This is a genomic window from Leisingera sp. ANG59 (genome assembly GCF_013317235.1).
Taxonomy (GTDB): domain Bacteria; phylum Pseudomonadota; class Alphaproteobacteria; order Rhodobacterales; family Rhodobacteraceae; genus Leisingera.
On record NZ_WLCM01000011.1, the window covers coordinates 119,393 to 145,246 of the forward strand.

22 protein-coding genes are annotated in these 25,854 nt (G+C 62.3%); 8 read left to right on the top strand and 14 right to left on the bottom strand.

The window, feature by feature from the left end; all coding sequences use genetic code 11:
• Nucleotides 1-176: 176 nt before the first annotated feature.
• The 10 genes from GKC28_RS12395 to GKC28_RS12440 form a co-directional block, all read right to left on the bottom strand.
• Nucleotides 177-1,178: a type II secretion system F family protein gene (locus GKC28_RS12395; RefSeq protein ID WP_174147222.1), complete on the bottom strand. Its 1,002-nt coding sequence runs from the start codon at nucleotides 1,176-1,178 to the stop codon at nucleotides 177-179.
• Nucleotides 1,179-1,193: 15 nt separating this feature from the next.
• Nucleotides 1,194-2,186 carry a type II secretion system F family protein gene (locus tag GKC28_RS12400; RefSeq protein WP_174147223.1) on the bottom strand — a complete coding sequence of 331 codons (993 nt, stop codon included), beginning with the start codon at nucleotides 2,184-2,186 and terminating at the stop codon, nucleotides 1,194-1,196.
• Nucleotides 2,186-3,538: a CpaF family protein gene (locus GKC28_RS12405; protein WP_254604217.1), complete on the bottom strand. Its 1,353-nt coding sequence runs from the start codon at nucleotides 3,536-3,538 to the stop codon at nucleotides 2,186-2,188. The genes GKC28_RS12400 and GKC28_RS12405 overlap by 1 nt, the downstream gene beginning before the upstream one ends.
• Nucleotides 3,539-3,578: 40 nt before the next feature.
• On the bottom strand, nucleotides 3,579-4,811 hold the full coding sequence (locus GKC28_RS12410) for an AAA family ATPase (RefSeq protein WP_174147225.1): 1,233 nt from the start codon (nucleotides 4,809-4,811) through the stop codon (nucleotides 3,579-3,581).
• A 23-nt stretch (nucleotides 4,812-4,834) separates the two neighbouring features.
• Nucleotides 4,835-5,473, bottom strand: a complete 639-nt coding sequence (locus GKC28_RS12415) for a TadE/TadG family type IV pilus assembly protein (RefSeq protein ID WP_368041116.1) — start codon at nucleotides 5,471-5,473, stop codon at nucleotides 4,835-4,837.
• Nucleotides 5,474-5,475: 2 nt separating this feature from the next.
• Nucleotides 5,476-5,979: a TadE/TadG family type IV pilus assembly protein gene (locus GKC28_RS12420; RefSeq protein WP_174147227.1), complete on the bottom strand. Its 504-nt coding sequence runs from the start codon at nucleotides 5,977-5,979 to the stop codon at nucleotides 5,476-5,478.
• Nucleotides 5,980-5,984: 5 nt separating this feature from the next.
• Nucleotides 5,985-7,442 (bottom strand): TadE/TadG family type IV pilus assembly protein, encoded by a 1,458-nt coding sequence (locus GKC28_RS12425; RefSeq protein WP_174147228.1) that lies wholly within the window; start codon nucleotides 7,440-7,442, stop codon nucleotides 5,985-5,987.
• 30 nt (nucleotides 7,443-7,472) lie between these two features.
• Entirely contained in the window at nucleotides 7,473-8,285 is an 813-nt protein-coding gene (cpaB, locus tag GKC28_RS12430; RefSeq protein ID WP_217434063.1) for a Flp pilus assembly protein CpaB, read from the bottom strand.
• Nucleotides 8,286-8,465: 180 nt separating this feature from the next.
• Nucleotides 8,466-8,654: a Flp family type IVb pilin gene (locus tag GKC28_RS12435; protein ID WP_174147229.1), complete on the bottom strand. Its 189-nt coding sequence runs from the start codon at nucleotides 8,652-8,654 to the stop codon at nucleotides 8,466-8,468.
• Between the two features lie 244 nt (nucleotides 8,655-8,898).
• Nucleotides 8,899-9,594: a GntR family transcriptional regulator gene (locus GKC28_RS12440; protein WP_174147230.1), complete on the bottom strand. Its 696-nt coding sequence runs from the start codon at nucleotides 9,592-9,594 to the stop codon at nucleotides 8,899-8,901.
• Between the two features lie 134 nt (nucleotides 9,595-9,728).
• On the opposite strand from GKC28_RS12440, the gene GKC28_RS12445 reads away from it, so the two are divergent.
• Together GKC28_RS12445 and GKC28_RS12450 are read left to right on the top strand one after the other, a co-directional pair.
• Nucleotides 9,729-10,427 carry an aspartate/glutamate racemase family protein gene (locus tag GKC28_RS12445; RefSeq protein ID WP_174147231.1) on the top strand — a complete coding sequence of 233 codons (699 nt, stop codon included), beginning with the start codon at nucleotides 9,729-9,731 and terminating at the stop codon, nucleotides 10,425-10,427.
• A gap of 22 nt (nucleotides 10,428-10,449) precedes the next feature.
• Nucleotides 10,450-11,814 (top strand): NCS1 family transporter, encoded by a 1,365-nt coding sequence (locus GKC28_RS12450; protein ID WP_174147232.1) that lies wholly within the window; start codon nucleotides 10,450-10,452, stop codon nucleotides 11,812-11,814.
• Between the two features lie 69 nt (nucleotides 11,815-11,883).
• Here the strand turns inward: GKC28_RS12450 and GKC28_RS12455 are convergent, their stop codons facing one another.
• The 4 genes from GKC28_RS12455 to GKC28_RS12470 form a co-directional block, all read right to left on the bottom strand.
• Entirely contained in the window at nucleotides 11,884-13,230 is a 1,347-nt protein-coding gene (locus tag GKC28_RS12455; RefSeq protein ID WP_174147233.1) for an aspartate aminotransferase family protein, read from the bottom strand.
• 80 nt (nucleotides 13,231-13,310) lie between these two features.
• The gene (phnY, locus tag GKC28_RS12460; RefSeq protein WP_174147234.1) at nucleotides 13,311-14,759 is read right to left on the bottom strand and encodes a phosphonoacetaldehyde dehydrogenase; all 1,449 of its coding nucleotides are present in this window, start codon (nucleotides 14,757-14,759) and stop codon (nucleotides 13,311-13,313) included.
• Nucleotides 14,760-14,776: 17 nt separating this feature from the next.
• Nucleotides 14,777-16,021, bottom strand: coding sequence for a phosphonoacetate hydrolase (phnA, locus tag GKC28_RS12465; RefSeq protein WP_174147235.1), 1,245 nt, complete (start codon nucleotides 16,019-16,021; stop codon nucleotides 14,777-14,779).
• Between the two features lie 20 nt (nucleotides 16,022-16,041).
• Entirely contained in the window at nucleotides 16,042-17,229 is a 1,188-nt protein-coding gene (locus tag GKC28_RS12470; RefSeq protein WP_174147236.1) for a 2-aminoethylphosphonate--pyruvate transaminase, read from the bottom strand.
• 116 nt (nucleotides 17,230-17,345) lie between these two features.
• On the opposite strand from GKC28_RS12470, the gene GKC28_RS12475 reads away from it, so the two are divergent.
• The 6 genes from GKC28_RS12475 to GKC28_RS12500 all read left to right on the top strand — a co-directional run bounded on the left by GKC28_RS12475 (nucleotide 17,346) and on the right by GKC28_RS12500 (nucleotide 25,581).
• A complete protein-coding gene (locus tag GKC28_RS12475; protein WP_174147237.1) occupies nucleotides 17,346-18,227 on the top strand; it encodes a LysR substrate-binding domain-containing protein in 882 nt (293 codons plus the stop codon).
• A 292-nt stretch (nucleotides 18,228-18,519) separates the two neighbouring features.
• On the top strand, nucleotides 18,520-19,416 hold the full coding sequence (locus GKC28_RS12480) for a phosphate/phosphite/phosphonate ABC transporter substrate-binding protein (protein WP_174147238.1): 897 nt from the start codon (nucleotides 18,520-18,522) through the stop codon (nucleotides 19,414-19,416).
• 5 nt (nucleotides 19,417-19,421) lie between these two features.
• Nucleotides 19,422-20,918: an ATP-binding protein gene (locus GKC28_RS12485; protein ID WP_174147239.1), complete on the top strand. Its 1,497-nt coding sequence runs from the start codon at nucleotides 19,422-19,424 to the stop codon at nucleotides 20,916-20,918.
• A gap of 330 nt (nucleotides 20,919-21,248) precedes the next feature.
• The gene (locus tag GKC28_RS12490) at nucleotides 21,249-23,102 is read left to right on the top strand and encodes an ATP-binding protein (protein ID WP_174147240.1); all 1,854 of its coding nucleotides are present in this window, start codon (nucleotides 21,249-21,251) and stop codon (nucleotides 23,100-23,102) included.
• Nucleotides 23,093-24,172, top strand: coding sequence for an extracellular solute-binding protein (locus tag GKC28_RS12495; protein WP_174147241.1), 1,080 nt, complete (start codon nucleotides 23,093-23,095; stop codon nucleotides 24,170-24,172). The genes GKC28_RS12490 and GKC28_RS12495 overlap by 10 nt, the downstream gene beginning before the upstream one ends.
• A 374-nt stretch (nucleotides 24,173-24,546) precedes the next feature.
• A complete protein-coding gene (locus GKC28_RS12500) occupies nucleotides 24,547-25,581 on the top strand; it encodes an IS110 family transposase (RefSeq protein ID WP_174147242.1) in 1,035 nt (344 codons plus the stop codon).
• Nucleotides 25,582-25,854 lie beyond the last annotated feature (273 nt).

The window sequence follows — 25,854 nt, forward strand, 5'->3', positions numbered from 1 at the left end:
CAACTCCCTATTGCGTCCTCTCATGCTGGCCGGTTCATTCAATTGCGTCAAGAATTTGACGAAAAATGCGGGCAGCTGCGCAAATTTACAACCCAAGAGCGATTTTTTATTCAATCTGCCTTACTGCGCCGAACCAATTGCGGCCAATAACAGCGATTGTCCAAGCTGCTTTCGAATCAGTTCGCAATGTAACGGATGTAACGGATCACCACCGGGCCGATGGTAATCATGATCAGCGCAGGCAGCATCAGGGAGGCCAGAACCGCCGACATCTTGACCGGCAGCTTGCTGGCCGTTTCCTGCGCGCGCATTTCCCGCTGGTTGCGCAGATCCTCGGAGTAGGTGGCCAGCGCCGCGGCCATGCTGGTGCCGAACTGCATGGACTGCAGGGCCACATTGGCAAAGGAGCGGACAGTCTCGACCCCGGTGCGCTCGGCCATGTCGAGCAGCGCGTCCTGCCGCGCACGGCCGGCCTGGATCTGCCGCTGCACGCTGAGCAATTCAAAGGCCAGATCCGGCGAGACCTGTGCCAATTCGTTGCCGACCCGGGTCATTGCAGCGTCGAAGCCCAGCCCTGAATCCACCGAAATGCGCATAAGGTCCAGCGCGTTGGGAAAGGCATCCTCGATCCGACGGCGGCGGGCGGCCGCGCGGGCGTTCAGCACGTAGACCGGGCCGAAGAAGCCCGCCCAAACCAGCCCGCTCAGCGCTTGGAAAACCTGCATGTTGGTCCATCCCGCTACCTGCGCGGTGACCGGATTGGGCGGCAGCAGGCCCGGTGTCTTGGCGGCGGCAATGACCAGCAGAAGCACACCCGGCAGTGCCAGCCCCAGCAAGACCCGGACCAGCGTGAAAGCGCGCAGCGCCCCGGCCTGGGAAAAGCCGGCTTGGGACAGCTTGTTCTCCAGCGCCGACCGTTCCGTCAGGCTGGCAGGCACAAAAGCCTTCATCAGCCCGCTAGGCTGGTCCGCGGGTGCCTTCAGCAGCGCCAGGTCACGGGACTGGCGGCGGCGGGCCTCCCCCAGCGACGACAGCCGCGCCGCAGCGGGCGATTTCCGGGCCAGGCTGGCGGCAGCACCGAAGTAGAGCAGCAGCACAGCGGCAGCAACGGCAGCGGCGGCCAATGCGCCAGGCGCCAGCCCGGTTTGGGTCAGGAATCCTGTGATTATCGTTTCCATGGCAGACCTCCCCGGTCAGATCCTGAAGTTGACAAGTTTGCGCAGCATCAGCGCGTTCAGCACGGTCAGCAGGATGATCGCAGCGATCATCGGCCGGAACAGCGCATCCTCCGCCACGCCCGCGTAATAGTCCGGCGTCAGCACCGAGACGGTGACAAAGATCACCAGCGGCAGGGCCGACAGCATCCAGGCGGTCAGCCGCCCTTCGGAAGCCAATGCATGCACCTTGCGGCGCAGGACAATGCGGCTGCGGATGACCCGCGACAGGGTTTCCAGCATCACCGACAAGTCGCTTCCAGTGCCGTGCTGGATACTGATGCTGGCGGCCAGATACTGAGCGTCTTCCAGCCCGGTCCGGTCCGCGAATTCCTGCACCGCATCCGGCAGATCGTCGCCATAGGTCACCTGGTCGTAGATGATACCCAATTCAGTGCCCGCCGGGTCCGGCATCTCGCGGGCGGCGATGCCGATCGAGTTATTCAGCGGATGGCCGACCTTGAGACCACGCGCCAGCATCTCCAGCGCATCCGGCAGCTGGTGCATCAGCTTGTCCATCTTCTTGCGCTGCTTGCTGAGAAGAAGCGCGAAGGGCACGCCGAAGCCGCCAATGACCCCGATCACAACTCCTTGAGGCACGCCCGCATATCCCGCTGCCGCCACCGTAACCAGCACCGCCAGAGCGCAGCAGCCAAGCCAGAACATCCCCGCGGTCAGCGGCACATCCGCCTGGCGCAGGATTTGCGGCAGTGCCCCCGCTACCGGAATGCGCTGCCAGCCGGTCCGCTGCTGCGGCGGTTTCAGGATAGCGAGCCGCTCATTGCCGCTGCGTCCCTGCGCGATCATCCTCATCCGGCGGCTGCGGGAGGCCGCAGACCGGCCATTGCGGCCCAACAGCTGCCGCAGCCCGGACATCAGCAGCAGCACCCCGACCGCGATGCCGCAATAGACCGCGTAGCCCCCCAGCTGGCCGTTCCAGCTGTGCACTTCATTCAGCAGATCCTTCAGCATCAGGCACCCTCCGGCAGGAACAGGTTGCCGTCAAAGCCTACTCCCGCTGCCTCCAGCAGGGCCGCGCATTGCGGCCGGATGCCGGTCGGGATGAATTCGCCGGCGATGCCGCCATCGGCAGTCTTTCCCATTCGGCGGAACACAAAGATGTCCTGCATCGTGATCACGTCACCCTCCAGCCCGGTGAGTTCGGAGATGCTGATAACCTTGCGCTGCCCGTCCGACAGGCGGGCCAGCTGCACGATGATCTGCAGGCCCGAAGCAATCTGTGCCCGGATTGCCGGCAGCGGCAGTTCCATTCCCATCATTGAGACCATCTGTTCGATCCGGCCCAGCGCGTCACGGGCGGAATTCGCGTGCACCGTGGTCATCGAACCGTCGTGGCCGGTGTTCATCGCCTGCAGCATGTCAAAGGTCTCGGCACCGCGCACCTCGCCAACGATGATCCGGTCCGGGCGCATCCGCAGGGCGTTGCGCACCAGGTCGCGCTGGCTGACGGCACCGCCGCCCGACGGATTGGGCGGACGGGTTTCCAGCCGCACCACATGAGCCTGCTGCAGCTGAAGCTCCGCCGCGTCCTCGATGGTGACGACCCGCGCGCGCGGATCGATGCTGGCAGAAATCGCGTTCAGCATGGTGGTCTTCCCGGAGCCGGTGCCGCCGGAGATCAGGATGTTCATCCGAGCCTCAACCAGCGCCTGCAGGAAGGCCGCGGCACGCCTGTTCAGCGCGTTGCCCGCCACCAGCTTTTCCAGAGTCAGCGGGTCGCGGGCAAACTTGCGGATCGACAGCGACGGGCCATCGATGGCGCAAGGCCGGATGATCGCGTTGACCCTGCTGCCATCCTCCAGCCGCGCATCGACCCATGGATTGCTCTCATCCACCCGGCGCCCGACGCGCGAAACCACCTTGTCGATGATCCGCAGCAGGTGCTTTTCGTCCCGGAACCGCACGCCGGTCTGCTCCAGCACGCCGCTGCGCTCGACAAAGACCGTCTTGTGGCCGTTCACGAGAATATCGTTGATGCCGGGATCGGCCAGCAAAGGCTCCAGCGGGCCAAGCCCCAGCACCTCGTCGATCAGGTCATCCACCAGGCGGCGGAATTCATCAGCGCGCAGCGGGCTGTTCTCCTCGGCCAGCACATCGCTGACCAGCGCCGCCACCTCGCGGCGCAGTTCCTCCGGCTCGACCTTGTCGATGACCGCCAGGTTCAGCCGGTCGATCACCGCCTCATGCATCCGGCTTTTCAGTTCTAGAAAGGCCGTAAGCTTACGGGTTTCCTCGCTGGTGTCCGGCTCTGCCGCAGGCGGCTGTGCGCCCGTCTCCGGCCACAGCGGAACCACCCTGTCCATGGCGCTGTCTTCTGTTCGTTTGCCAAAATTCCTGAACATCTCAAACCGCCTTTCCCTGCTGAGGCTGCGCCGCGCCGGTGCGGGCTTTTCTTGTATCAATCAAATCCCGGGACAGCCGCTGGATCGCCCTGGCAAGGCTGGAACGCCCGGCCGCTGCCGACAGCGGCCTTCCCCGGTCTGCCGCCGCAGCTGCTGCCGATGGATCGTTGGGCAGCCAGTATTTGAACGGCTTTTGCAGCAGCTTGGAAGCTTCCTTGTGGTGGCTCGCAGCGATCAGCGGCTTGCGTTCGCGGCTGATCACGATGTCGGTCTGCAGGCTCATGCTGGCCTCGGAATAGAAATCCAGCAGCCGACGGGCCTGGCTGATGGCAGGCACCGAGCTGCCGGTCACCATCAGCAGGCGCTCGCTGGCTTCCAGCACCGGTGTCAGCCATTCCGCCAGCGCCCGCGGCAAGCCGACTACGACGAAGTCAAACCGCTGGCGCAGATGCGCAACCAGCGCCTGCACCTGTTCCGGCTTCAGCGCATTCAGCGGGGCGATCTCCGCCGGGGCGGCCAGAACCCACAGGCCGGGGGCCGCCTCGCTCATCGACTGTTCGGCAAATACGTTGTCAGGAACGAACCCCTCGCTTGCCAGCTCATAAAGGCAGCGGTTCGGCGGCAGATCGAGGAAGCTGCCGACGGCGCCGAACTGCAAATCCAGGTCCAGAAGGGCTACTTTGAATTCTGCCTCCTGCCGCCGCAGGCCGCGGCGCCGGGTCAGGCAGTCCGCCAGGTTCACCGCCAGCGTCGTCGCCCCCGCACCGCCGCAGGACTGGCTGACGGCAATCACCATTCCTTCTCGGCTGCCGCGGGTGCTGCCGCCGGGGGCGGACTGGGGCTCTTCTGCCTTCAGGCATTTGCGGATCACAGCCGCCATCTCATCAGCAGACGCGGTTTCCGGCAGCACATCCTGCACCCCGGCCTCTGTCAGCAGCCGCAGATCTGCAAACGGCATGCTGGCATCCGCCAGAGCCAGGATCCGCGCCGCGCCGCCGGTGTGGCGCAGCATCTCCTTCACCGCTGCGGCATCGCTTGCCGCATCTGCCCCGGTGCGGAAGATGATCAGGTCGTTATCCTTGGCCATCTGCAGCGCGGTGCCGTTGATTTCGCTGAGCGCAGAGGCGCATTTCCGGATCCCGGTTCCGGGCTGGAACTGCGCCACGCTGGCAACCAGAGCACAGACTGCCGGATCCTTGGAGATTACCACGATGGATTGTGTTTCAGCCTGCATCGGCCTCTCCTTTCTCAATCGCTTCAGCCGCTCTCGCCCAGCGCCAGGTCCTCGCCCGGCAATGAGACGCTCATCGGCGGGAACGGAACCGCGGCGCCCAGGGTAGACCCCCCTGCCGCACCGGCCAGTGCCGCCAGCCGCCCCAGCGGCGACACAAAATTGAATGTCTGGTTTTGCAGCTCCACCGTGACCACCGGAACATAGGGTCCGCCCAGAAAGCCTAGACTGCCGTCGTAGCTGTAGCTGAACGAGAGTGCGGCGATGGTGGCATCAGGCGGCATTGCACCGCGCACCAGATCCCAGATTTCGCTGGCGGTGGCATTGGCTGCGGAGCCTGCGCAGGTCACAGTGCCCGCATCCAGGCAGATGTCCGGGCCGGCCCGGCAGGACGTGCCGTATTCGGGCGGCGTTCCGCTGGCCGAGGGGTCGCGCCGGTGGAATTCCGGCACCCCGGCACAGGCCGGCAGGCGCACTGCGGCCACGCGTGCGGCCACATTCATCGCCCGCTCCGCCACTACATAGTGAAACGCCATGCGGCCGAAATCTATGATGCCCATGAACAGCAGTAGAAACAGCGGGATGGTGACGCCCAGCTCCACCAGCGCGGCGCCCTCCTGGTCCCGGCGGAACCGGTGCAGGGCTGCATATGCTTGCAACAGCACCCTCATGTCCCGAACACCCGGCTCTGATCGGCGATGACCGTATTGATGGTTGCGCGGCTGCCGCCGTTCAGTTCAAAGATGCCCGCAAACGGGAAGGTCATGGTCAGGTTGGCCCGCACCGACACCACCGGTGCAGGCGAAATACGGTAGCTGCCCGCCTGGCAGCTCAGGCTGGGAGTGACCGAGGTCACGCTTAAGCGGGCTGGAAACAGCGCATCACCAGTTATACTTTCGCGCACGATCTGCAGCAGCTGCGGCTGATGCGCGTCCACCGAACCGCCGGAGGAGCAGATGTTCTGCGGCGCCACCCGTGCCAGGTAACGGGCTGCATCGCGCACGCCGGAGATCGCAGCCTGATACGACCACATCATCCGCCCGCCCTCGATGATCACCGCAAAGACCAGCAGCATCACCGGCAGCATCAGTGCGAACTCCACCAGCACCGCGCCCTCTTCCCTCCTGCGGAAGGCCGTCCAGCCGGCTGCGGTATGCGTTCTGCCAGCCATCCCGATCACCTGTAAAGCTGCACGACGTCGCGGAAGATACCGGCGTCACCGGTGCCGCCGGCCCCGCCGCCTGCGCTGCCGACCACCTCGCCCCAGATATCCAGGGTTGGCGGCGAGGCGCCGTCATCACCGACCGGTTCAGTCAGGAATATCTTCACAAACTCCTCGACCGGCACATCCGAGGTGGAGCCGTTGATCGGATTGGCAGTACAATCGATACCCGCTGCAATCACCACCCGCCGCTGCGGATTGGAACTCTGATTAGGTGAGCAGACCGGACGGCCGGTCTCGGCAAGGCCGGTCAGGATGCTTCCATTGCCGCCGGGTCCGCCTGCAGCGTCGATTTCCTCCAGATAATATTCATAGCGGGTGGTGGCACCGGGGTGCGGGTCGACGCCGCCATAGTTGGTGCCGACATAATCAGCCCTCCCCGCAGTCCAGTCACCATCGCCAAAGCGCGAGCAGCCGCCGCCGGCAAAACAGTCATCGCGCGGCAGGCCCATGGTATCGGGCGACGGATCCTCGTTGTTGCCGATGCAGCTGCCGCCGCCATTGGGCACGATGCCCTTGATAACATTGGGCGCGGGAGGATAATCGGAATTGTTGCGCTTGCCGTTCATGATCGCCTTGTAGATGTCGAAGCGCACGTTGAAGATCGCATCGCGGATGCCAACCTTCTGGCCCGGCTCCATATCGACCCCGCGCTGGTTGAAGCACTGGGTGATGCTCCCCTCCGCCCCCAGCAGGCAGGCATCCAACTGCGCGCCATTGAGGCCTGCACAAGGGCCCTCGTCATCGACCAGCGCTTTGCCCGGATCAAGGAAACCGAAATCCCCCGGCCCCCAGGCGGCCCCATTCCCGCCAGAGCGCAGCAGGATCATGTCACCGATGCTGGCATCCGCCGAAAACCCCGGCGGGATGCAGAACATCAGCGGGGTGATATCGCAGGCGTACTGGGTGAAGCCGGCCACCGATGAAGCGCGTGCCTGTTCATTCGGGCGGGTGTTCCCGGTCAATGCAGCAAAGGCGGCGCCATAAGTGGCACCAACCGTGCTGGGCGTGGCGACGGCGCGGACATAGGCCGCCTCCGCCGGGTCGGTTGTGGCGGCGGTCAGGGCTGCAGTGTCATCATCCGGCAGCTCGGAAAAGAAGGTGAGCGTATAATCAGCATCACCGCTCAGCACGCTGCCGCCGGTGCCAAAGGTCTTCCGGTCGCTGATAAGGTTGGCTGCCGCCGCACGGGCGCGGGTAATGGCATCGTCCTTGCCGTCCAGTTCTCCGGCCGCAGCCAGCGCCACGTTATCAGTAAATGCCTGCAGCTCGCTGCGGGTGATGCCGGTGCGGCCAAGATCAAAGGACATCGCCGCAATTCCCAGCAGCACCACAAAGGTCAACCCCCAGATGACCAGCATGGTGCCGCGGTCCTCCTGTGCGAACTGTCTTATGCGGATGGTAAGGCGCATGGATCTCTAGGCTCCCCAAGGCAGCTGCAATCAGCGGATTTCAGTTTCCGAAACTTCTGTACCGCGGCGGATCAGAACGGTCTTGCGCACCCGCTGCGGGGTTTCCTCCTGCTGCGGCTGCAGATTGCGCAGCACGTCGTTCAGACTGATCGAGTCCAGCGGCACCTCCTCTTCGGGCGTGTCCACGTTGCGCAGGGTCAGGCTGAGCGTGCCGGCCCGCTGCGCGAGCGCCAGGCGCTGGCCTTCCTCTGGTGTCACTTCCACCGTCACGGTGCGGGCCACTCCCGGTTTATCGGTGTCCTGGTTGGCATCCTGGTCCACCCCGATCACGCGGGCGTTTTGCAGTATCGTCACCGTCTTTAGGCTGGCGCCGCGGCCTTGTGTCAGCAGGACGTCAACGCTGTCGCCCGGCGTCACAAAGCCGCCCACCGCAGTTTCCGCGCTGACCTTGATGGCCATTGCCCGGTGGTCCGGGCTGAGCGTCTGAACAATGGTAACCTTCTCACCGAAGTTGGAGATCTTAGAAGCGCTGATCGGCTCCCCCTGCGCAATCGCGCGGCGGGCGCGGCGTGGTGGTTTGCCGGCATCCGGCAGCAGCGGGTCATAACTTGTAAAGGTGCCTGCTGGCTGTGCCTCGGCAGGCCAGGCAATGGTGGTCAGGGATTGCGCCGTCAGCGCCGTCCCGAAAGCGATATCCTGAGAGGCGACCACAACCTCGACCAGCGCGGGCCCTTCGGTGCCGCCGGTCACGGCCTGGCCGTCTATGTAGTCCTTCGCCACATAGGCGGAACCGCCCGCCAGGGCCAATCCGGAAATCATGCTGAGAAGTGATGAAAAGTTCATGCCAGGTATCCTTTCTGCAGAAACCGCTCTGGCAGCTGGAACAGGCCTGCTGATCCGGCATTGCGGAAAATTCCCAGATATTTCTGTTGCCCCGCCCCGGAGGCGGGGCAACAGATGACAGCCCCGGCAGCGCTGGTTCGATCCCCCCAGATGAGCCAGCGCTCCAGAGCTTGGAACGCATCAGACTCCGCTATTCGGCATTTCGGCACCTGCCGCGTCCATTGCATCTTCCACGTCGTCACCCAGGCGGTCCAAAGCCGCGGTGCCCAGGGCCACCGCCAGCGCGATGGCAATGCCGTATTCCACCAGTGTCACCCCGCGCTCATCGCCGCGCAGCTTGGACAGCATCGTTTTCAGATATGCAGTCATGTCAGTCTCCCATCAGATAAACGCCGAAAAGCCGGCGGTTCAGTGGCTGCGGCACCGAGCGGCACCCGCCTGCATTGACTCTACCGGGGGCCGAAAGCGCAGCGCATCAGCCCGAAGGGCCAGAAACACACGTCAGGGATGTATTAATTCCCGCCGCCAGCCCCGGCCCGAAGCCACCGGGGGTACAGGGGGGCAAACAGCAGCGAAAAAGACGGGCAGCCTTAGTTGCTGCACGGAAGGGAGGTTAACCGGCGGAAGGCGTGCCGCGTGGCACCATCAGCTGTTCCTTCAGGCTCATCGGGGCGGCAGGCGGCTCGTCGAAGTTCAACCCCGCCTCCAGATGGCGCAAGTGCTGGTCCGCCAGCCGGACCAGCTCGTCAGTGTCGCCGGACTCCAGCACATCGACGATCCGGTCGTGCTCATCCTCGGCGCAGGAGGAGCTGCCGGTGGGCGAATAAAGCCCCAGGATCAGCGTGCTGCGCATGGTCAGCTCCGACAGGAACCGCTCCAGCACCAGATTGCCGGCAATCTGCGCAATCCGCATGTGGAACTGGCGCGAGGCGCGCAGCTCCGCCGGTTTGTCGCCCGCTTTGCGCGCCTCGGCTTCCTCCAGGATGTTGTCCCGCAGAAAGGCAATATCCTCTGCCGAGGCCTGCCCGGAGGCATGGCGCGCAATGGTCCGCTCGATCGCACGGCGGGCCTGGAAGATGTCACGCGCCTCCTTCGGCGAAGGCGTCATCACAAAGGCGCCGCGGTTCGGCCGCAGCTCCACCACCTGCTGCGCCGCCAGTGAGGCCAGCGCGCGGCGCACATTGGCGCGGTTGCAGGAAAACAGATCGCTCAGCGCCTGCTCGCCCAGCTTGGTGCCCGCCGGCAGCCGCTGTTCGGCAATCGCGTCGAGAATCGCATTCACGATCTGATCTTCGGGAGAATCCTTCATGAAGCCTCAAAAAAGTTTTCCTGCGCCGCCGCAACTTAAGGGCCGTCAGGACGCTTGGCAATGGCGCCGAGGCGTTGCCGGCTTGACGTGTTATCAAATATTGTTAACAATAAATGACAACAAAGGAGGTGCGTATGAAAATCCTGGTCGTCAATCCCAACTCGACCGAGTCGATGACGCGGAAGATCGTTGAGGCCGCTGAGGCCGCTGCCAGCCCCGGTGTGACCATCCTGGGCGCGACCGCTGCTGGCGCCCCGCCCAGTATCGAGGGCCATTTCGACGAGGCGATGTCGCTGCCCGGCCTGCTGGCGCAGGTCGCCGCGGGCGAGGAACAAGGCGTGGATGGCATTGTCGTCGCCTGTTTCGACGACCCCGGCATCGGCGCCTGCCGCGAGTTGGCCACCGGCCCGGTGCTGGGCATCTGCGAAGCGGCGGTGAAGGCCGCCAGTATACTGGCAACCTCCTTTTCCGTGGTCACCACCCTGCCCCGCGCAGTGCCGGTGATCGAGCATCTGATCCATGGCTACGGCCTCAGCCACCAGTGCCGCCGGGTGCGCTCTGCCGCGATCCCGGTGCTGGCGCTGGAGGAGGAAGGATCGGACGCGCGCCAGAAGATCCGCGCCGAGATCCAGCGCGCCGTCGAGGAGGACCATTGCGAAGCAGTGGTGCTGGGCTGTGCCGGCATGGCCGACCTCACAACCTGGCTGAGCCAGGAGACAGGCATTCCCGTCATCGACGGGGTCAGTGCGGCAACGCGGATGATCGAGGCGCTGGCAGGCTGCGGCCTGCAAACCAGCAAGATCAACGCCTATGCGCACCCCAACCGGAAATAGTGGTATCGTCAGGGAGGAAGACATGACCATGAACGCAGAACTGGAAGCCGCCGCCACCGGCGGCATAGAGGAGCACAACAGCAAGGGGATCGGGGAGGAGAGCCTTGCACCGCAGGAAACGCGGATCATGGATCCGTGGTCCTACCTGTTTGCCTGGCTGGGCGGCTGTGTGTCGATCGGCACGTTCACCATCGGCTCCGGCCTGGTAGGCACGCTGAACCTGCTGCAGACCTTTGTCGCTATCGCCATCGGCTGCACCGTGATCGGCCTTGCGCTGATGATCAACGGCCAGGCCGGCCACAAATACGGCATCCCCTTCATGGTGCAGGCGCGCTCGGCCTTCGGCTTTGCCGGCACCCGCCTGCCCGCGCTGGTGCGTTCCGTTCCCGCCATCGTCTGGTTCGGTTTCCAGAGCTGGATCGGCGCGGGTGCCCTGAACCTCGTCTCCGACACGCTGTTCGGCTACGACAACATCGTGGTGTTCTTCATCGGCTTCCAGCTGTTGCAGATCGGCCTGTCGGTGCTGGGCTTCCACGGCATCAAGTGGCTTGAGAACATCGGCTCCGTCTTCATCATCGGCTCGCTGGTCTACATGTTCTTCAGCGTGATCAGCAAATACGGCGAGGAAATCTCTGCCAATCTGGTCAATGTCGAAGGCACCTGGGGCGCGCCTTTCTGGGGAGCCACCATGCTGTTCCTGGGCATTTACAGCACCATGATGCTGAACGTCTCCGACTACTCGCGCGAGCTGCGCCGCAACGTCGGCCCGTTCCGCCAGGTGGCGATCTATGCCAACTCGATCCTGCCCGCGACGCTGTTCATGGGGCTGATCGGCCTGATGGTCTCAGGCGCCACCGGCGAAGTTGACCCGATCAAGGTGTTTTCCAGCGCAGTCGACAATAAACCGCTCTTGGTCATCACCCTGCTGTTCATCGCCTTTGCCCAGGTCACTACAAACATCCTGAACAACGTGGTGCCGCCGGCCTATGCGCTGATGGATATCTTCAAGATCAAGTTCAAGACATCCGCCGTGATCGTCGGCCTGCTGGCCTTCGCCACCTTCCCGTGGGAGCTGGTCAAGGATGAATCCGCCGCTGGCCTCAGCTTGTTCATTCAGACCTATTCCGCCTTCCTGGGCCCGATCTTTGCGATCCTGGTGGTGGACTACTTCGTGCTGCGCAAGCAGAAGCTGGATCTGGACAAGCTTTACGATGAAACCGGACCCTACCAGGGTGTGAACTGGGCCGCGGTCATCGCCATGGGCATCGGGGTTGCAGCAGCGCTGATCTTCTCCGGCATCTCCTGGTACGCCAGCCTGCTGCCCGCCGGTGTCTCCTACTACCTGTTGATGCAGCACCTGCCTGCCGCCAAGCGGTTCCTGGACTGACCGCAAGACACCAGACAAACGGAAAGCCCCGCCAATGGCGGGGCTTCTACTGTGCGCCGGAGAGCCGGATCAGACAGCCGCCTTCACTGCGCCAATCACGATGTCCAATGCCTGGTCCAGATCCTCGCGGGAGATGGTCAGAGGCGGCGACAGGGTCAGCACGCTGCCCTGGCTGATCTTATAGCTGAGGCCAGCCTCAAGGCAGGCATAATAGATCTGCTCTGCCTTGGTGATGCCGGGCGTCATGGTCTGGCGGTCCTCGACAATCTCCACCCCGAACATCAGCCCGCGGCCGCGGATGTCACCCACAACCGGCACCTGACCCAGCGCATCGCGCAGCCGCTCCAGCGCGTGGTGTCCCAGCTCGGCAGCACGTTCCACCAGCCCTTCCTCCTCGAGGATCTGCAGCGTGGTCAGGGCGGCGCGGGCTGTGACCGGGTTTTTTTCATGAGTATAGTGACCGATGGCAAAATCGCCGCAGACATCCAGATCGCGCCGCGCCACGCAGGCGGCGATGGGCAGAATGCCACCGCCCAGCGATTTGCCCAGCGTCACGATGTCGGGCACGATCCCGTCATGCTGGAAGGAAAACATCTGCCCGGTCTTGCCAAGCCCGGTGGGGATCTCATCCAGAATCAGCAGCACGCCGTGCTTGTCGCAGATCTCGCGCACGGATTTCCAGAATCCTAGCGGCGGCACATTGGGGACCGCGCGCATCGCCTCTGCGATGAAAGCGCAATAGTCGCCGTCGCGGCCCAGCACATAGTCGATCATCCGCGCGCAGGCTTCGGCGCTGGCCTCCAGCGACTTGTGGCCATAGGCGCAGTTCGACGGGCTGAAGGGGGCCACATGCTCCGTTCCCGGCAGCAAGGGGCCTGCGATATGGCTGCGGAAAGTGGCCTCTCCGCCGACCGAAGCGGCGCCAAAGCCCGCGCCGTGGAACGCATCCCAGAAACTGAGGGTCTTGAACCGCCCGGTGGCGGCGCGGGCGATCTTCAGCGCCACCTCATTGGCGTCGGAACCGCCTGTGGTGAACAGCGTCTTGCCCAGATCGCCGGGGGTGATCGCCGCCAGCTTCTCTGCCAGTTCTACAGCCGGTTCATTGGTGAAGCGGCGCGGCGCGAAGGGCAGATCATCCAACTGCTGCTTGATGGCGGCAACAAGTTTCGGATGGCCGTAACCCAGGTGATGCACCGAGTTGCCGTGGAAATCCATGTAGCGGCGGCCGTCCAAATCTTCGATCCAGATACCTTCCGCCTTGGCGATGGTGCTCACGCAGGGGCTGGACAGGCTCTGATGCAGAAAAGCGTCCGCGTCCCGCTCCAGCAGCGGCGCCGAATTGGGACCGATAGATTTCGTCAGCCAGGCCTTGCGGGCCTCAGAAGTGTTGGATTCACCTTCCGTATGGACGAGCATGCGCCGCCTCCGTGCAAGGGGTCAAAAAGGATTGATGAAAAAGGCCGGGGCCGCGTGGAGCCAGCCCCGGCAGGCCGGTGTTATTCCGGCCAGGGGAGTGAGTAGGTCTTCACGTTGGTGAAGAATTTCATCGCCTCGATGACGCCTTCCTTCACCCCGTTGCCGGAGTCCTTGATGCCGCCGAAGGGGGACATTTCGATCCGGTAGCCAGGCTGTTCCCAGATGTTGCAGGTGCCCACGTCCAGACCATTGATATAGGCAATCGCCCGGTTCAGGTCGTTAGTGCACACACCCGAGGACAGGCCGAATTCGGTGGAGTTGGAGATCCGCATCACTTCCGCATCATCATCCGGCACCCGGACGATGGGCACGATGGGGCCAAAGGTCTCCTCCATCACCAGCTCGCTGTTGTGCGGCACCTTGTCGACCACGATGGGCGGCAGCAGCGCCCCCTGGCGGCCGGGATGATAGAGAATCTCGGCGCCTTCGGCTTCGGCCATGTAGACTCGTTTCTCGAACAGCTCAGCCGCCTTGTCGTGGATGACGCAGCCCAGTTCGGTCTCGGGATCCTGCGGGTCGCCGAACTTGATCTTCTGTGCCTTCGCCAGCACCATCGGCACAAAACGGTCGGCGACGCTTTCCTGCACCAGGATGCGCTTGATCGCAGTGCAGCGCTGGCCGGAGTTGCCGGTGGCGCCGGCCACGGCAATGGCAGCGGCCTTTTCCAGATCGCCATCGGACAGGTCGTTCAGCACGATCAGCGGGTCGTTGCCGCCCAGTTCCAGCGCCTGCCGCTTGTAGACGCCTTTCTCGGCAATCATCTTGCCCACCGGCACGCCGCCGGTGAAGGTGATGATGTCAATGTTTTCATTAGTGATCATCTCGTCGCCAATGTCCTTGGGCCAGCCGGTGACCACCTGGAACATCTCCGGTGGCAAGCCCGCTTCGTACAGGATATCGGCCAGCGCGATGCAGGTCAGCGGTGTCAGCTCGGTCGGTTTGCAGACCATGCAGTTGTTGGTGGCAATGGTAGGCGCAATCTTGTGGCTGACCATGTTCAAAGGGTGGTTGAACGGGGTGATCGCCGAGATCGCCTTGACCGGTTCGCGTTTGGTGAAGATCTTGCGCGCCTTGCCGTTGTGGGTCAGATCGCAGGAAAAGATCTCGCCATCGTCCTTCAGCGCCTCGGCAGCGGCAAACTGATAGACGTCCTGCGCGCGCTTGGTTTCATAGATCGCGTGCTGGTGGCAGATGCCCAGCTCCAGCGTCAGCCATTTGGCCAGCCACTCGCGCTTCTCCCCGATCAGCTCCCCTGCCCGCTGCAGGATCTGGCTGCGTTCATAACGGGTGAGCTTGGGCGTGTAGTTCGCGGCAATCTCAAACGCTTTGCGGGCGTGCTCGGCCTGGCCCGCGGGCACATGGCCCACCACCTCGTTGGTATAGGGGTAGAGAACCGGCACGGTTTCCTCGGTAAAAACCACCTCGCCGCCGATGCGCATGCCCTCATTGCGGATGTCGATATTGCTCATTATCTGATCCTTCATGGTTACAGCGCCGCCGCCTGCGCGGCATAGAAAAACGCATCAAAGTTGCGCAGCACCGGACGCTCCGGCAGCGGCAGGACGCGGTTGCAGATGAAGGGTACCTCCTGTTCGGTCAGCCCGCCATGGCTGCGCAGCGGTTCATTGAGCGCGGCCAGATCGTGACGGTGCTCAGACGTGCCGATGCAGATATTCTCGCCGGACACCAGGATGATGTCTCCGATCCGGTCGGCCGGCAGTTCGAACCGCGCCACCGCCTCCTCGCGGGTCAGCACGTCGGTGATCGCGTCATAACCCGCCAGCTTCTCCATGATCTCCGCCCGGTCTGCACCCTCGGGCAAATAGCAGGTGGCAAAGGAGCCCAGCGCGCCGTGGTGCACCACATAGGGGTCGGTGATCGGCAGGATCACCCGCGCCTGGCCGTCGCCCAGCCAGTCATCCATGAGGTCCTGCACATAGATCACGCTCGGGGAGCCGTCTGGGTGATGCTTAGGTTTCATGCCGTGGTCGGCAGTGACGACGATGGCAGCGCCCAGCGCGTCCAGTTCCGTCAGGTACTTGTCGAACATCTCGTAGAAGGCCTTGGCCTCGGCCTGATCGGGGCTGTACTTGTGTTGCACATAGTCGGTGGTGGTCAGATACATCACATCCGGCGCCCATTCCTTCAGCAGCTTCACGCCGGCGGCAAAGACGAACTCGCTCAGCTCCGCCGAATAGACCTCGGGCTGCGCCATACCCAGCCACTCGCTGGCCTTCTCCTGGCCGTGCTCGGCCGCGGTCGAGCTGTCGGATTTCTCTGCCGAGAAGCATTTGGCGCGGTCCTCATCAAACGCCAGGCCTGCGCCCAAGAGCGCCCGCAGCTTGTCCTTGGCAGTGACAACAGCCACCCGCGCACCCGCATCATAGAACGCCTTGAACACCGTGGGCGCCCGAAGGAAGCGCACGTCGTTCATCATCACTTCTTCGCCGGTGTCCGGATCAATCAGGTAGTTGCCGCAGATCCCGTGCACCACCGGAGGACGGCCGGTCGCAATCGACAGGTTGTTGGGGTTGGTGAAGGAGGGCACCACCGAATGCGCCAGCCGGTCGGTGCCTTCCGCGCGCATCCGCTTGAGCGTCGGCATCAGCCCGTCGGCAATCGCCTTGTCCAGATACTCCGGCTCGCAGCCGTCCAGACAGACGGCAATCGCACAGGTCTTGGGCACGTCATAGGCGCGGCCGTTTGCCACGACGGGGGATTGAATGGTCATATGTCGAAGTCCTTTGTGTCTCAGGCAGCCAGTTTGGCGCGTTCTTCCAGCGCCGCGGCGGGCGGGGCCGCGCTGGCGACGCCCATTTCGGCAAGCGTTTCCTTGGCGGCAGCCACAACCTGCCGCATCACGTGTTCATCCATCTGCCCGATGCAGCCGACCCGGAAGCTGTCCACAACCGTCAGCTTGCCGGGGTAGATGATAAATCCCTTCTCCTTCATCAGCTCATAGAAGCGGCCGAAGACGAAATTCGCATCCGCAGGGCAAAAGAATGTGACGATGATCGGCGACAGCCAGCGGTTCTGCAGCAGCGTCTCGAACCCAAGTTCACGCATGCCTGCAACCATCACGTCGCGGTTGCGGGTGTACCGGCCGCCCCGGCCCGCGACGCCACCTTCGGCCTCATGTGCCTTGAGCGCCTCCAGGAAGGCCGCGACCACATGGGTTGGCGGGGTGAACCGCCACTGGCCGGTCTTTTCCATATGCGCCCATTGCGCATGCACATCCAGCGACAATGAATGGCTGTTGCCCTTGGCGGCCTCCAGCTCTTCCTTGCGGGCGATGACAAAGCCGAAACCCGGCACGCCCTCAATGCATTTGTTGGCCGAGGACACCATCGCTTCATAGCGGATCTGCGAGGGCTTCAATTCGATCGCGCCAAAGGCCGACATCGAGTCGATCAGCAGCTTGCGGCCCGCGGCGTAGACCGCCTCGGAAATCTCCTCCACCGGGTTCAGGATGCCCGAGGAAGTCTCGCAGTGGATCGCCACCACATGGGTAATCGAGAGATCATTTGCCAGGATCTGCGCCACCTCATCACCGCGCGGCGGCAGGTAGTCTCCCTTGTCCAGCAGCTGATAGGCGCGGCCCAGGTATTGCAGCGTCTGCGCCGAGCGCAGCCCGTAGGCGCCATTGGCCAGCACCAGCGCCTTGCCGTCGCGCGGAATGAAGGACGCCAGCATCGCCTCAACCGCAAAGCTGCCGGAGCCCTGCATCGGCACGCAGTCGAATGCGCCGGCGCCCTCACCCAACAGCGCCAGCAGGCGGCTGCGCATGTCACAGGTCATGGCGCGGAAGTCGTCGTCCCAGCTGCCCCAGTCCCGCAGCATGGACTGTTTGACTTCGTATGAGGTGGTCAGCGGTCCGGGGGTCAGAAGATATGGCTCACCCAGAAAGGGCGGTTCGATCTGAGGTGCAGAAGCGGTCATTGCCTGTCTCCAAAGCATGGTTCGAGAGCATGATTGCGCCAGCCCAATTCATATGTAAAATTGCAAAAAACAATTCAATAATAAGCCATACCTATACAAGTTTGCAGGAACGGATCATGCGCCATTCACAGCTCAAGGCCTTCCACCATGTCGCCCTACTGGGTGGCTTTTCGCGCGCTGCAGAAGCACTGCACCTGACCCAGCCCGCAATCTCCGAACAGGTGCGCAAGCTGGAGCAGGACCACGATGTGCTGCTGTTCCGGCGCGAGAAGAAGCGGGTGTTCCTGACAGAAGCGGGAGAGGAACTGCTTCACATGACCAAGCAGTACTTCGAAGTGGAAAGCCGGATCGGGGACTACCTGTCGGCGACCCGCGCAGCAGTTGAGGGCGAGCTGCGCATCATTGCGGATTCTGCCCAGCACATGACCGGCTTTCTGGGGCCGTTCCAAAAACGCTATCCGAATGTGGTGATTTCACTGCGCGCCGGGAACACTGGTGAAATTATTGATGAACTTCGCGACTACAATGCCGAAATCGGTGTGGCGGGCAGCCTGTCTCCCGGCAAGGATATGAGCGTGCTGAACCTTGGTGCCACAGGCATCGTTGCCTTTGCCGCGCGCGGCCTGCTGATGACCTCACAGGCAGACCTGTCGTTCCAGGAGTTGTCGCAGTTGCCGCTGGTGTTCCGCGAAGAAGGCTCCAAGACCCGAGAAAAAGTAGAGACGGCCGCACGCGAACAGGGCATCCGCCTGAAGCCTGCGATTGTCGCCGAAGGACGCGAAGCCGTGCGCGAGCTTGTCGCCTCCGGCGCAGGTATCGGCTTCGTTTCCGAAGCTGAGTTCGGCCACGACGACCGTCTGGTCAAATACAGCCTGCGCGATGCCGATCTTACGATGAGCGAGAGCATCATCTACCTCACTCAGCGTCGTGACGTGCGCGTGATCCGTGCCTTCATGGAATTTGCCAAGGGAATTCAGGCTGAAAGAAGTGCCGACTGAAGACCCGCGGAAACAGCAACGTAGCCGCCGGTACAACCAGGCGACTGCGCAGGAAGGCCTCACCCCTTAACGGCAACGAGAACCGCATCAGGAGTGCAACCCACCGCAAAAAAAAGAAAAAAACTTACTTGACCCAGCGGCCATCAAGAAAAGATTCAGCCATGCATCTGAAACTCCCCGCTTGTAAGCCGCGCGGAGCGCAGTGAGAATTTTAAGCGTTTTCTTCCAGACGGCGCGGCCTGTTGCATTAGAATTTGCTGCGCGGTCCAACGAGATTGAAAGGGGCAGCACTGTGAACTTTATCAAAGCGGCCTTTCTAACCTGTTTTTGGATCGGGTTTCTGCTGGGCCACGGTGCGGCAGCGCGCTCGCTGGTCATTGGCACGATCAGCGATGAGACAGTAAAGGAAACCCGCACTTTCCTGCCTTTTGCAGAATTCCTAGCCGCTCAACTCCAAGATGAGGGGATCACTGCCGGGGAAGTCAGAATTGCCCGGAACATCGGCCATATGGCGGAACTGCTCAGCAAAGGTGAGGTCGATGTCTTCGTCGACAGCCCGCTGGTGTCCCTGGCCGTCAGAGCCAGATGCGGCAGCCGGATGGTGGCCCGCCGGTGGAAGAAGGGAGTTGCTGAATACCACTCCGTGGTCTTTGTCCGGCGGGATAGCGGCATCCGGTCTCTGGAAGACCTCAAGGGCAAAGTCATTGCATTTGAGGAGGCATTTTCCTCCAGCGGCTACATCCTGCCGCGGCACACGCTCGCGGCTGAGGGCGTGCAGTTTTCCGCACTGAGCGGCCCGCGCGCCGCGCGCCCCGGCGCGGCGGCCGGCTATGTATTTTCCGGGGATGACGAAAACACCATTGAATGGGTGCTGCGCGGCGTTGTTGATGCCGGAGCCATGTCGCTCAACGGTCTGAGGAAACGCGCAGGCGACGACTTTGCCAGCCTGGAAATCCTCTATAAAACCGAATCCATACCCCGCCATGTGGTTAGTGTGTCCCCAGCGACACCGGCCGGGCTGTCTGATGCGCTGCTGGCCGCGCTTGCCAGCATGCACCTGAGTGATGAAGGGCGCAGGGTTTTGCACGGTTTCGAGAAAACCACTAAATTTGATGCCATCCCGGAACGGACCAGAGAAATGCTGGATGAGTTCGAAGAGCCGGTGACTGCCATTATCGGCGGCAAATGATTTCCATGCCGAGCCTGAGAGCAAAACTGGTTGCATATACCATCCTGATCGTCCTCGCCGTTGCCGGAGCGGTTTCGGCCATTTCTGTATCGCTAAGTTACAGGGCCTCCTTTGCGGCGTTTGAAAGGCACACGGTCGTGCTGGCGAGAACGCTGGGCGAGGCAGTCCTTGAACCACTGTATGAGCTCAACATCAAACTGATGCGCCAGCAAGCGAGTTCCGTCCTTGCCAGCGAAGGCGCACTTCGGGTGATGATCCTGGATGCCGGCACAAGGGTTTTGACGGACGGCACGGATGAAAACCCGCTGCGGGGAAAGCGGCTCAACGCTCCACATCTGCTCCAAGCCAGAGAAACCGCAGCATGGGTTACCCGGCTGCAAGACGGTGTGCTCCTGGTGGCAGGTCCGGTGCAGGCGACAGCAGACCGGCGGCTTGGCTATGTAGTGCTGGAGTTCTCCACCGCCCGGCTTGATGCAGAGTGGATGAAACATATCCGTCAGACCCTGCTCCTGTCCGGCGTCTGCGCCTTTCTGGCTTCGATCGCTGCCGTGATCATGGCAAGCCGGATAACCCGGCCGATCCAGCGGCTGACGGATTTCGCTGCCGGCATCCGCTCCGGCGGCGGCAAGCGCGAAGTCCCCGACTGCGGCAATGATGAGGTCGGCCGCCTAGCAGAGGCTTTTGCAGGTGTTCTAACGCACCTTGACCGCAGCAATACCGAACTGAAGGCGCTTGCCAGTTCGCTTGAGAACCAGGTGAAGGAAAGAACGCGGGCAGCCGAAGCTGGCAGCAAGGCAAAATCCGAATTTCTAGCCACGATGAGCCACGAAATCCGGACGCCGATGAACGCGGTGCTGGGGATGGCTTCTCTGCTTGAGGAAACAGGCCTGAACGAAGAACAGGCGCTATATGCCAGGACGATAGCCGAGTCCGGCGAAGCCCTGCTTGAGATCATCAATGGAATTCTCGATTTTTCCAGGATCGACACCGGCAAGCTGGAATTGCAGACCGCACCGCTTGACCTGCGAGAGCTTCTGACTGCCGTGGTCCGCCTGTTGTCCCCCAAGCCGGACGAAGACCGCGTCACCCTGCGGCTGGACTACGGGCCTGATGTGCCAAGCGCCATTGTGGGAGATGAGGCACGCATCCGGCAAATCATTGTGAACCTGATTGGCAATGCTCTGAAATTCACCGAGGCAGGGTCTGTCACTGTCGGGGTCACTGGCCGGGCTGACGGGAACCGGGCCATGCTGCGGATTGCCGTGACAGACACCGGCCCGGGAATCCCGGAAAACGATATGCAAAAGATCTTCGAGGCATTTTGCCAGGCCGACAGCACCGCCTCCCGCGACGTTGGCGGAACCGGCCTAGGGTTAACAATCGCATCCCGCCTCGCGGAGCTGATGGGCGGCGGGATCGAAGGGCAGTCCGAGCCCGGCACGGGGTCCACTTTCACCTTTGCGTGCAGCTTCGCAATGGCCGGAAACCTGGTGCCGGGGTAGCTGCAGATTGCAATGCCAGCCACCTCCGTTCAGGTTCGAGTGCTTCAGGCCCAAGGAAAGGCGGGTGCCCCGTTCTGGCTTTCCTGGTCCGGAATCAGAGGTGCCTCGGCGGTTTTCCATTGCTTGCAAAATTTCTGAACGCTGCAGAAACTCTTGGTACTTGAGGGGCCCGGATGCGGCAGCGTCAGGGGCAGCAGCAAGCACTGGCTACACTTTTAATTTCGGCCGGTTCATTGTTCCTCAATGCTTGCTTTTCAGAATAGGAAATCAGTCTTAATCTGCGGACAAAACCGCAATAACTTGCCAGAACACCAACCCTCCAGGCGCCCAATGACCGAGCAGCGTGTCACGCGAAAGTACCTCCGGCTACGCAGCGGAATTGCCTTGGCGATCCTGCTGGCCGCGGCGTTGACCGCATTCGGCTTCACACTGTCCGGGCAGCGGAACGTGGCATTGCGTGCGGAAAACACCAGGCTTCTCGACCAGCTTCTGGTCTCTCTGTCCGAACTGTCGCTGGCCTTTGACGAATTGAAAAACGACCCGGGCAGCCAGAAGGCACTGATCGCGCGCGGGCGGATCCGGCGGAGCGCAAGGCCCGCAGCGGACTCGCTTGCCGAACTCAACGGTGCAGACGCGCTTGCCGCTTTCTCGCCGCAGGCTAAGGAAATATTATCCCAGCCAGCGCTGAACCCGATCTCCGACCTTGAGGACATCCTGCTGCTGACGGAGGTGCTCACAGATCCCGGCGCAAACCGGGAGGCAGTTGCGGATGCAAAATCCGCTGCGCTGGCTTCTAATTTGTCCAGGCGTCTGCTGCCCGTGCTCATGAAAGTGAAGGAGGCCGAAGCCCAAGTCAGCCGCCTTGCGGCGCAGACTCAGCTGCTCTATGCGATGGCCGCAGTGATAATCGGCGCCATAGGCATATTTGTCGCTGCCCGCTTCGTGCATTTGCCAATGGAGCGCTTCATCATCAGCGCACAGTCGGAAATTGAGGCCAGCCGGCGCAAGGCAGAGGCCGCCTCCGAAGCGAAATCGGTTTTCCTGGCAACGATGAGCCACGAAATCCGGACCCCGCTGAACGGAGTGCTGGGCCTGGCGGAGCTGCTGAACGACACCGACCTGGACGACCAGCAGCGGCATATGATCCGCATGATGATCGTCAGCGGCAATTCCCTGCTATGCATCATCAACGATGTCCTGGACCTGTCCAAGGCCGAGGCCGGCAAGCTGGAAATGGAAGCAGAAGCCTTCAACGTCCGCGCAACCTGCCTGGAGGTGATAGACCTGTTTTCCGCCCGCGCCCAAAGCGCCAGAATCGGCCTGAAGCTTGAAGTCTCCGAGGAGGTCAGCAATTGGCATGTGCTGGGGTACGGCACAGCGATCCGCCAGATCGTGGTCAACCTGATCAGCAACGCGTTGAAATTCACCGAGAAAGGAACCGTTGAAGTAAAGCTGCTGGAGTTGCCGCCTGCCCCCGGAGGGGAACGGATGATCCGCCTTGCCGTGCGCGATACCGGAATCGGGATACCGCCGGACGCCCAGGAACGGATTTTTGAGCAATTCGCCCAGGCCGATGCAACCACGACGACACGGTTCGGAGGAACCGGCCTCGGTCTCGCCATCGTCAAGAACCTCACCCAGGCAATCGGCGGCACAATTGCGCTGCAAAGCGCCGAAGGCCAGGGCGCCGAGTTCACGGTGGACTTTCCCGCAGGAAAGGTTCCGCCGCCAGCCGCGGTGTCCGAGCCCGAGCCGGCCGATGTTTCCTTCGGCAAGAAGGTGCTGGTTGCTGATGACAACCGTGTCAACCAGATGGTCGCGGGCAAGATGCTGGAGCGGCTGGGATGCACCGTCATCACGGCAGGAAACGGGTTCGAGGCAGTAGAGCTGACGCACAGCTGGGCGCCTGACCTGGTGCTGATGGACGTCCGGATGCCGGAAATGGACGGGCTTGAGGCCACACGGGCGATCCGGGCCGCGGAGCAGGAACAGGGCCTGAAACCGGTACCGGTCATCGGCCTGTCCGCTAACACGATGAGCGAGCAGCGTGAAGAAGGCCTGTCCGCAGGAATGAACGATTATCTCTCGAAACCAGTCAACAAGGCGGCGATCGCCGCCGCCCTGACCCGCCTTTGGCCGGACGAAGCCCGCACAAGCAGCAAAGGAAGCTCGAAATGCGCCTGAAGCCATTGATCGCCGCCATTACAACTGCTGTCGTGCTGTCCTCGCCGGCCGCAGCGGATCCTGGTCAGGTTTGGCTTTACAATTGGAGCGGCTACATCGACCCGGACACCCTGTCCGGGTTCCAGGACGCCACCGGCACTGCGGTTATACTGGACACCTACGGCGACGCTGATGAGGCCGAGGCACGGCTTCTTGCCCGCGGCACCGGCTATGACCTGGCAATCGTGGCCTCTGAATCGGTCGGTCGCCTGGCAGACGCCGGGGTGATCCGGAAGTTCACCCTGTCAGATGTTCCCAACGCTGCTGCGCTCGACACGGAGCTGATGCAGGTCTTTCTGGCATCCGTTCCGCAGGCGGCAGGTTACGCAGTGCCGTATCTCTGGGGGACAACCGGCATTGCCTATGACCGCGTCGCGGTGGAGGAGCGCTTGCCTGACGCACCGCTCGACAGCTGGGCTCTGGTGTTCGACCCGGAAAATGCCAGCAAGCTTGCGGATTGCGGCATTTCCATTGTCAATTCGGTGGAGGAAGTCGTGGCCGCCGCACTTGCCTATCTTGGCCTGGATCCGAACTCCCGATCGGAGCAGGACCTTGAGGCCGCCTTTGGTGTGCTGTCCGCCATTGCGCCATTTGTCCGGTCTTTTGATTCCTACCAGTATGATGCCCTGATGGACGGAGAGGTCTGCCTGGCCATCGCCTGGAGCACGGAAGGTCTGGCGCCTCAGTTGGAAAAGGGGGACAGCAGGTATCAGTACGTGATCCCCGGCGAAGGCACAAATTTGTGGGCAGACCTCTTTGTCGTCCCAAGCGACGCCAGCGACCTTGACGGTGCACACCAGCTTGTGAATCACGTCTTACAGCCGTCAGAGATGGCTCGTGCAACGCTCTTCACCAATGCCACAAACAGCGTGCCGGCCTCGCGCACAGAGATCCGCGATCCAGGATATGCAATTCCTGCTCTGGCACTGCCACCAGAGACCCGGGGCAATCTCTATTTTGTAAAACCCCTCGATGGCGGGCAAAAACGGAGGCTCGACCGCCGCTGGAGGCTGCTTCAAATCGGGCTTTAGGGTCAGATGGGGTATTCGGCTTGCGCCCCACTTCCAGCCTCGGTCTCCGGTAGGTGCTGCGTCTCGAGCTGATGATAATACGTGGTTTGTGTGAAGCAGCCACAAGCATCAGGGAAGGAGACGCAGCATGAAGCATTATGCCGGATTGGATGTATCAGTAAAAGAAACCGCCATTTGTGTTGTCGACGACGACGGCCAAGTCTGCTCAGAAATGAAGATTGCGAGCCACCCCGAGGAGCTCTCTCTGGCNCAGATGGGGTATTCGGCTTGCGCCCCACTTCCAGCCTCGGTCTCCGGTAGGTGCTGCGTCTCGAGCTGATGATAATACGTGGTTTGTGTGAAGCAGCCACAAGCATCAGGGAAGGAGACGCAGCATGAAGCATTATGCCGGATTGGATGTATCAGTAAAAGAAACCGCCATTTGTGTTGTCGACGACGACGGCCAAGTCTGCTCAGAAATGAAGATTGCGAGCCACCCCGAGGAGCTCTCTCTGGCCTTGAGCGGCATCGGGGTCCATTTCGAGCGGGTTGGGTTGGAAGCCGGTCCGCTGTCGCAATGGCTGTTCGAAGGGCTGGCGCGCACGGGGCTTCCGGTGATTTGTATCGAGACACGCCACGCGAAGGCCTTCCTCAAGGCGCAGGTGAACAAGACCGACCGCAATGATGCGCGTGGGATCGCGCAGATGATGCGGGTCAACCTATACCGTCCGGTGCATGTGAAGACCCGGGAAAGCCAGCAGCGCCGAGCTCTGCTGCGAGCCCGGAAGCTCCTGCAAGAGAAGGCGATTGCTGTCGAGAATGATATTCGCGGCTTGCTGCGCAACTTCGGGCTCAAGGTCGGCATCGTTGGCAGAGGGAAGTTCGAAGCCCGCGCCTTGGAACTCATCGCGGAACTGCCAGAACTGGAGAAGGTGATCAGCGTCTTACTCGCGGCAAGGCGCAAGCTCCGTGAGGGCTTCGCCAAACTGCACCGCGAGGTTGTGGAAATCGCGACGGGAGACGCCGTTTGCATGCGCCTGATGACAGTCCCAGGTGTTGGCGCGGTGACTTCTCTTGCCTTCGTCAGCACCATTGATATCCCGGCGCGCTTTCGAAGGTCTCGAGCGGTTGGGCCGGTGTTAGGGCTGACACCGGTCCTAAAACAGTCCGGAGAAAGTCAACGCGTCGGCCGGGTATCCTTGTGTGGCGACGGAATGATGCGAGCCTTGCTGTACGAGGCCGCGCAATCCATGCTGACCAGGGTGAAGAAGTGGTCATGGCTAAAAGCTTGGGCCGTGGGCGTCGCGAAGCGCAGTGGCTTCAAGAAGGCCGTCGTGGCTTTGGCGCGGCGCCTTTCGGTGATCATGCACAGGATGTGGGTCGATGGCAGCGAGTTCCGCTGGTCGCGGGAGGGAGCCATCGCAATGTGATCGACCCGGAAAGGAGTTAGAGTTCCACCGCAGGTGGGAAGACGTCCTTCGCGGGACGATGGGTGAGGCGAGTTCGCAATGGGTCCAGTTCCGGCAGCATCATGGCTGCCAGGCCGCGAGTCAGATTGGACCGCTTCACTCTTCTAATCCCATGATGGGAGGGCCAGCGTGCCGATCCCGAAGAGAAGCAAGGGCCCGCGAAAGACCTGAAGTCCTGCCGCGAATGACTGCTCGATGGCGCTTGACCAAAGAACGCCGAATAGAGAAGGACCC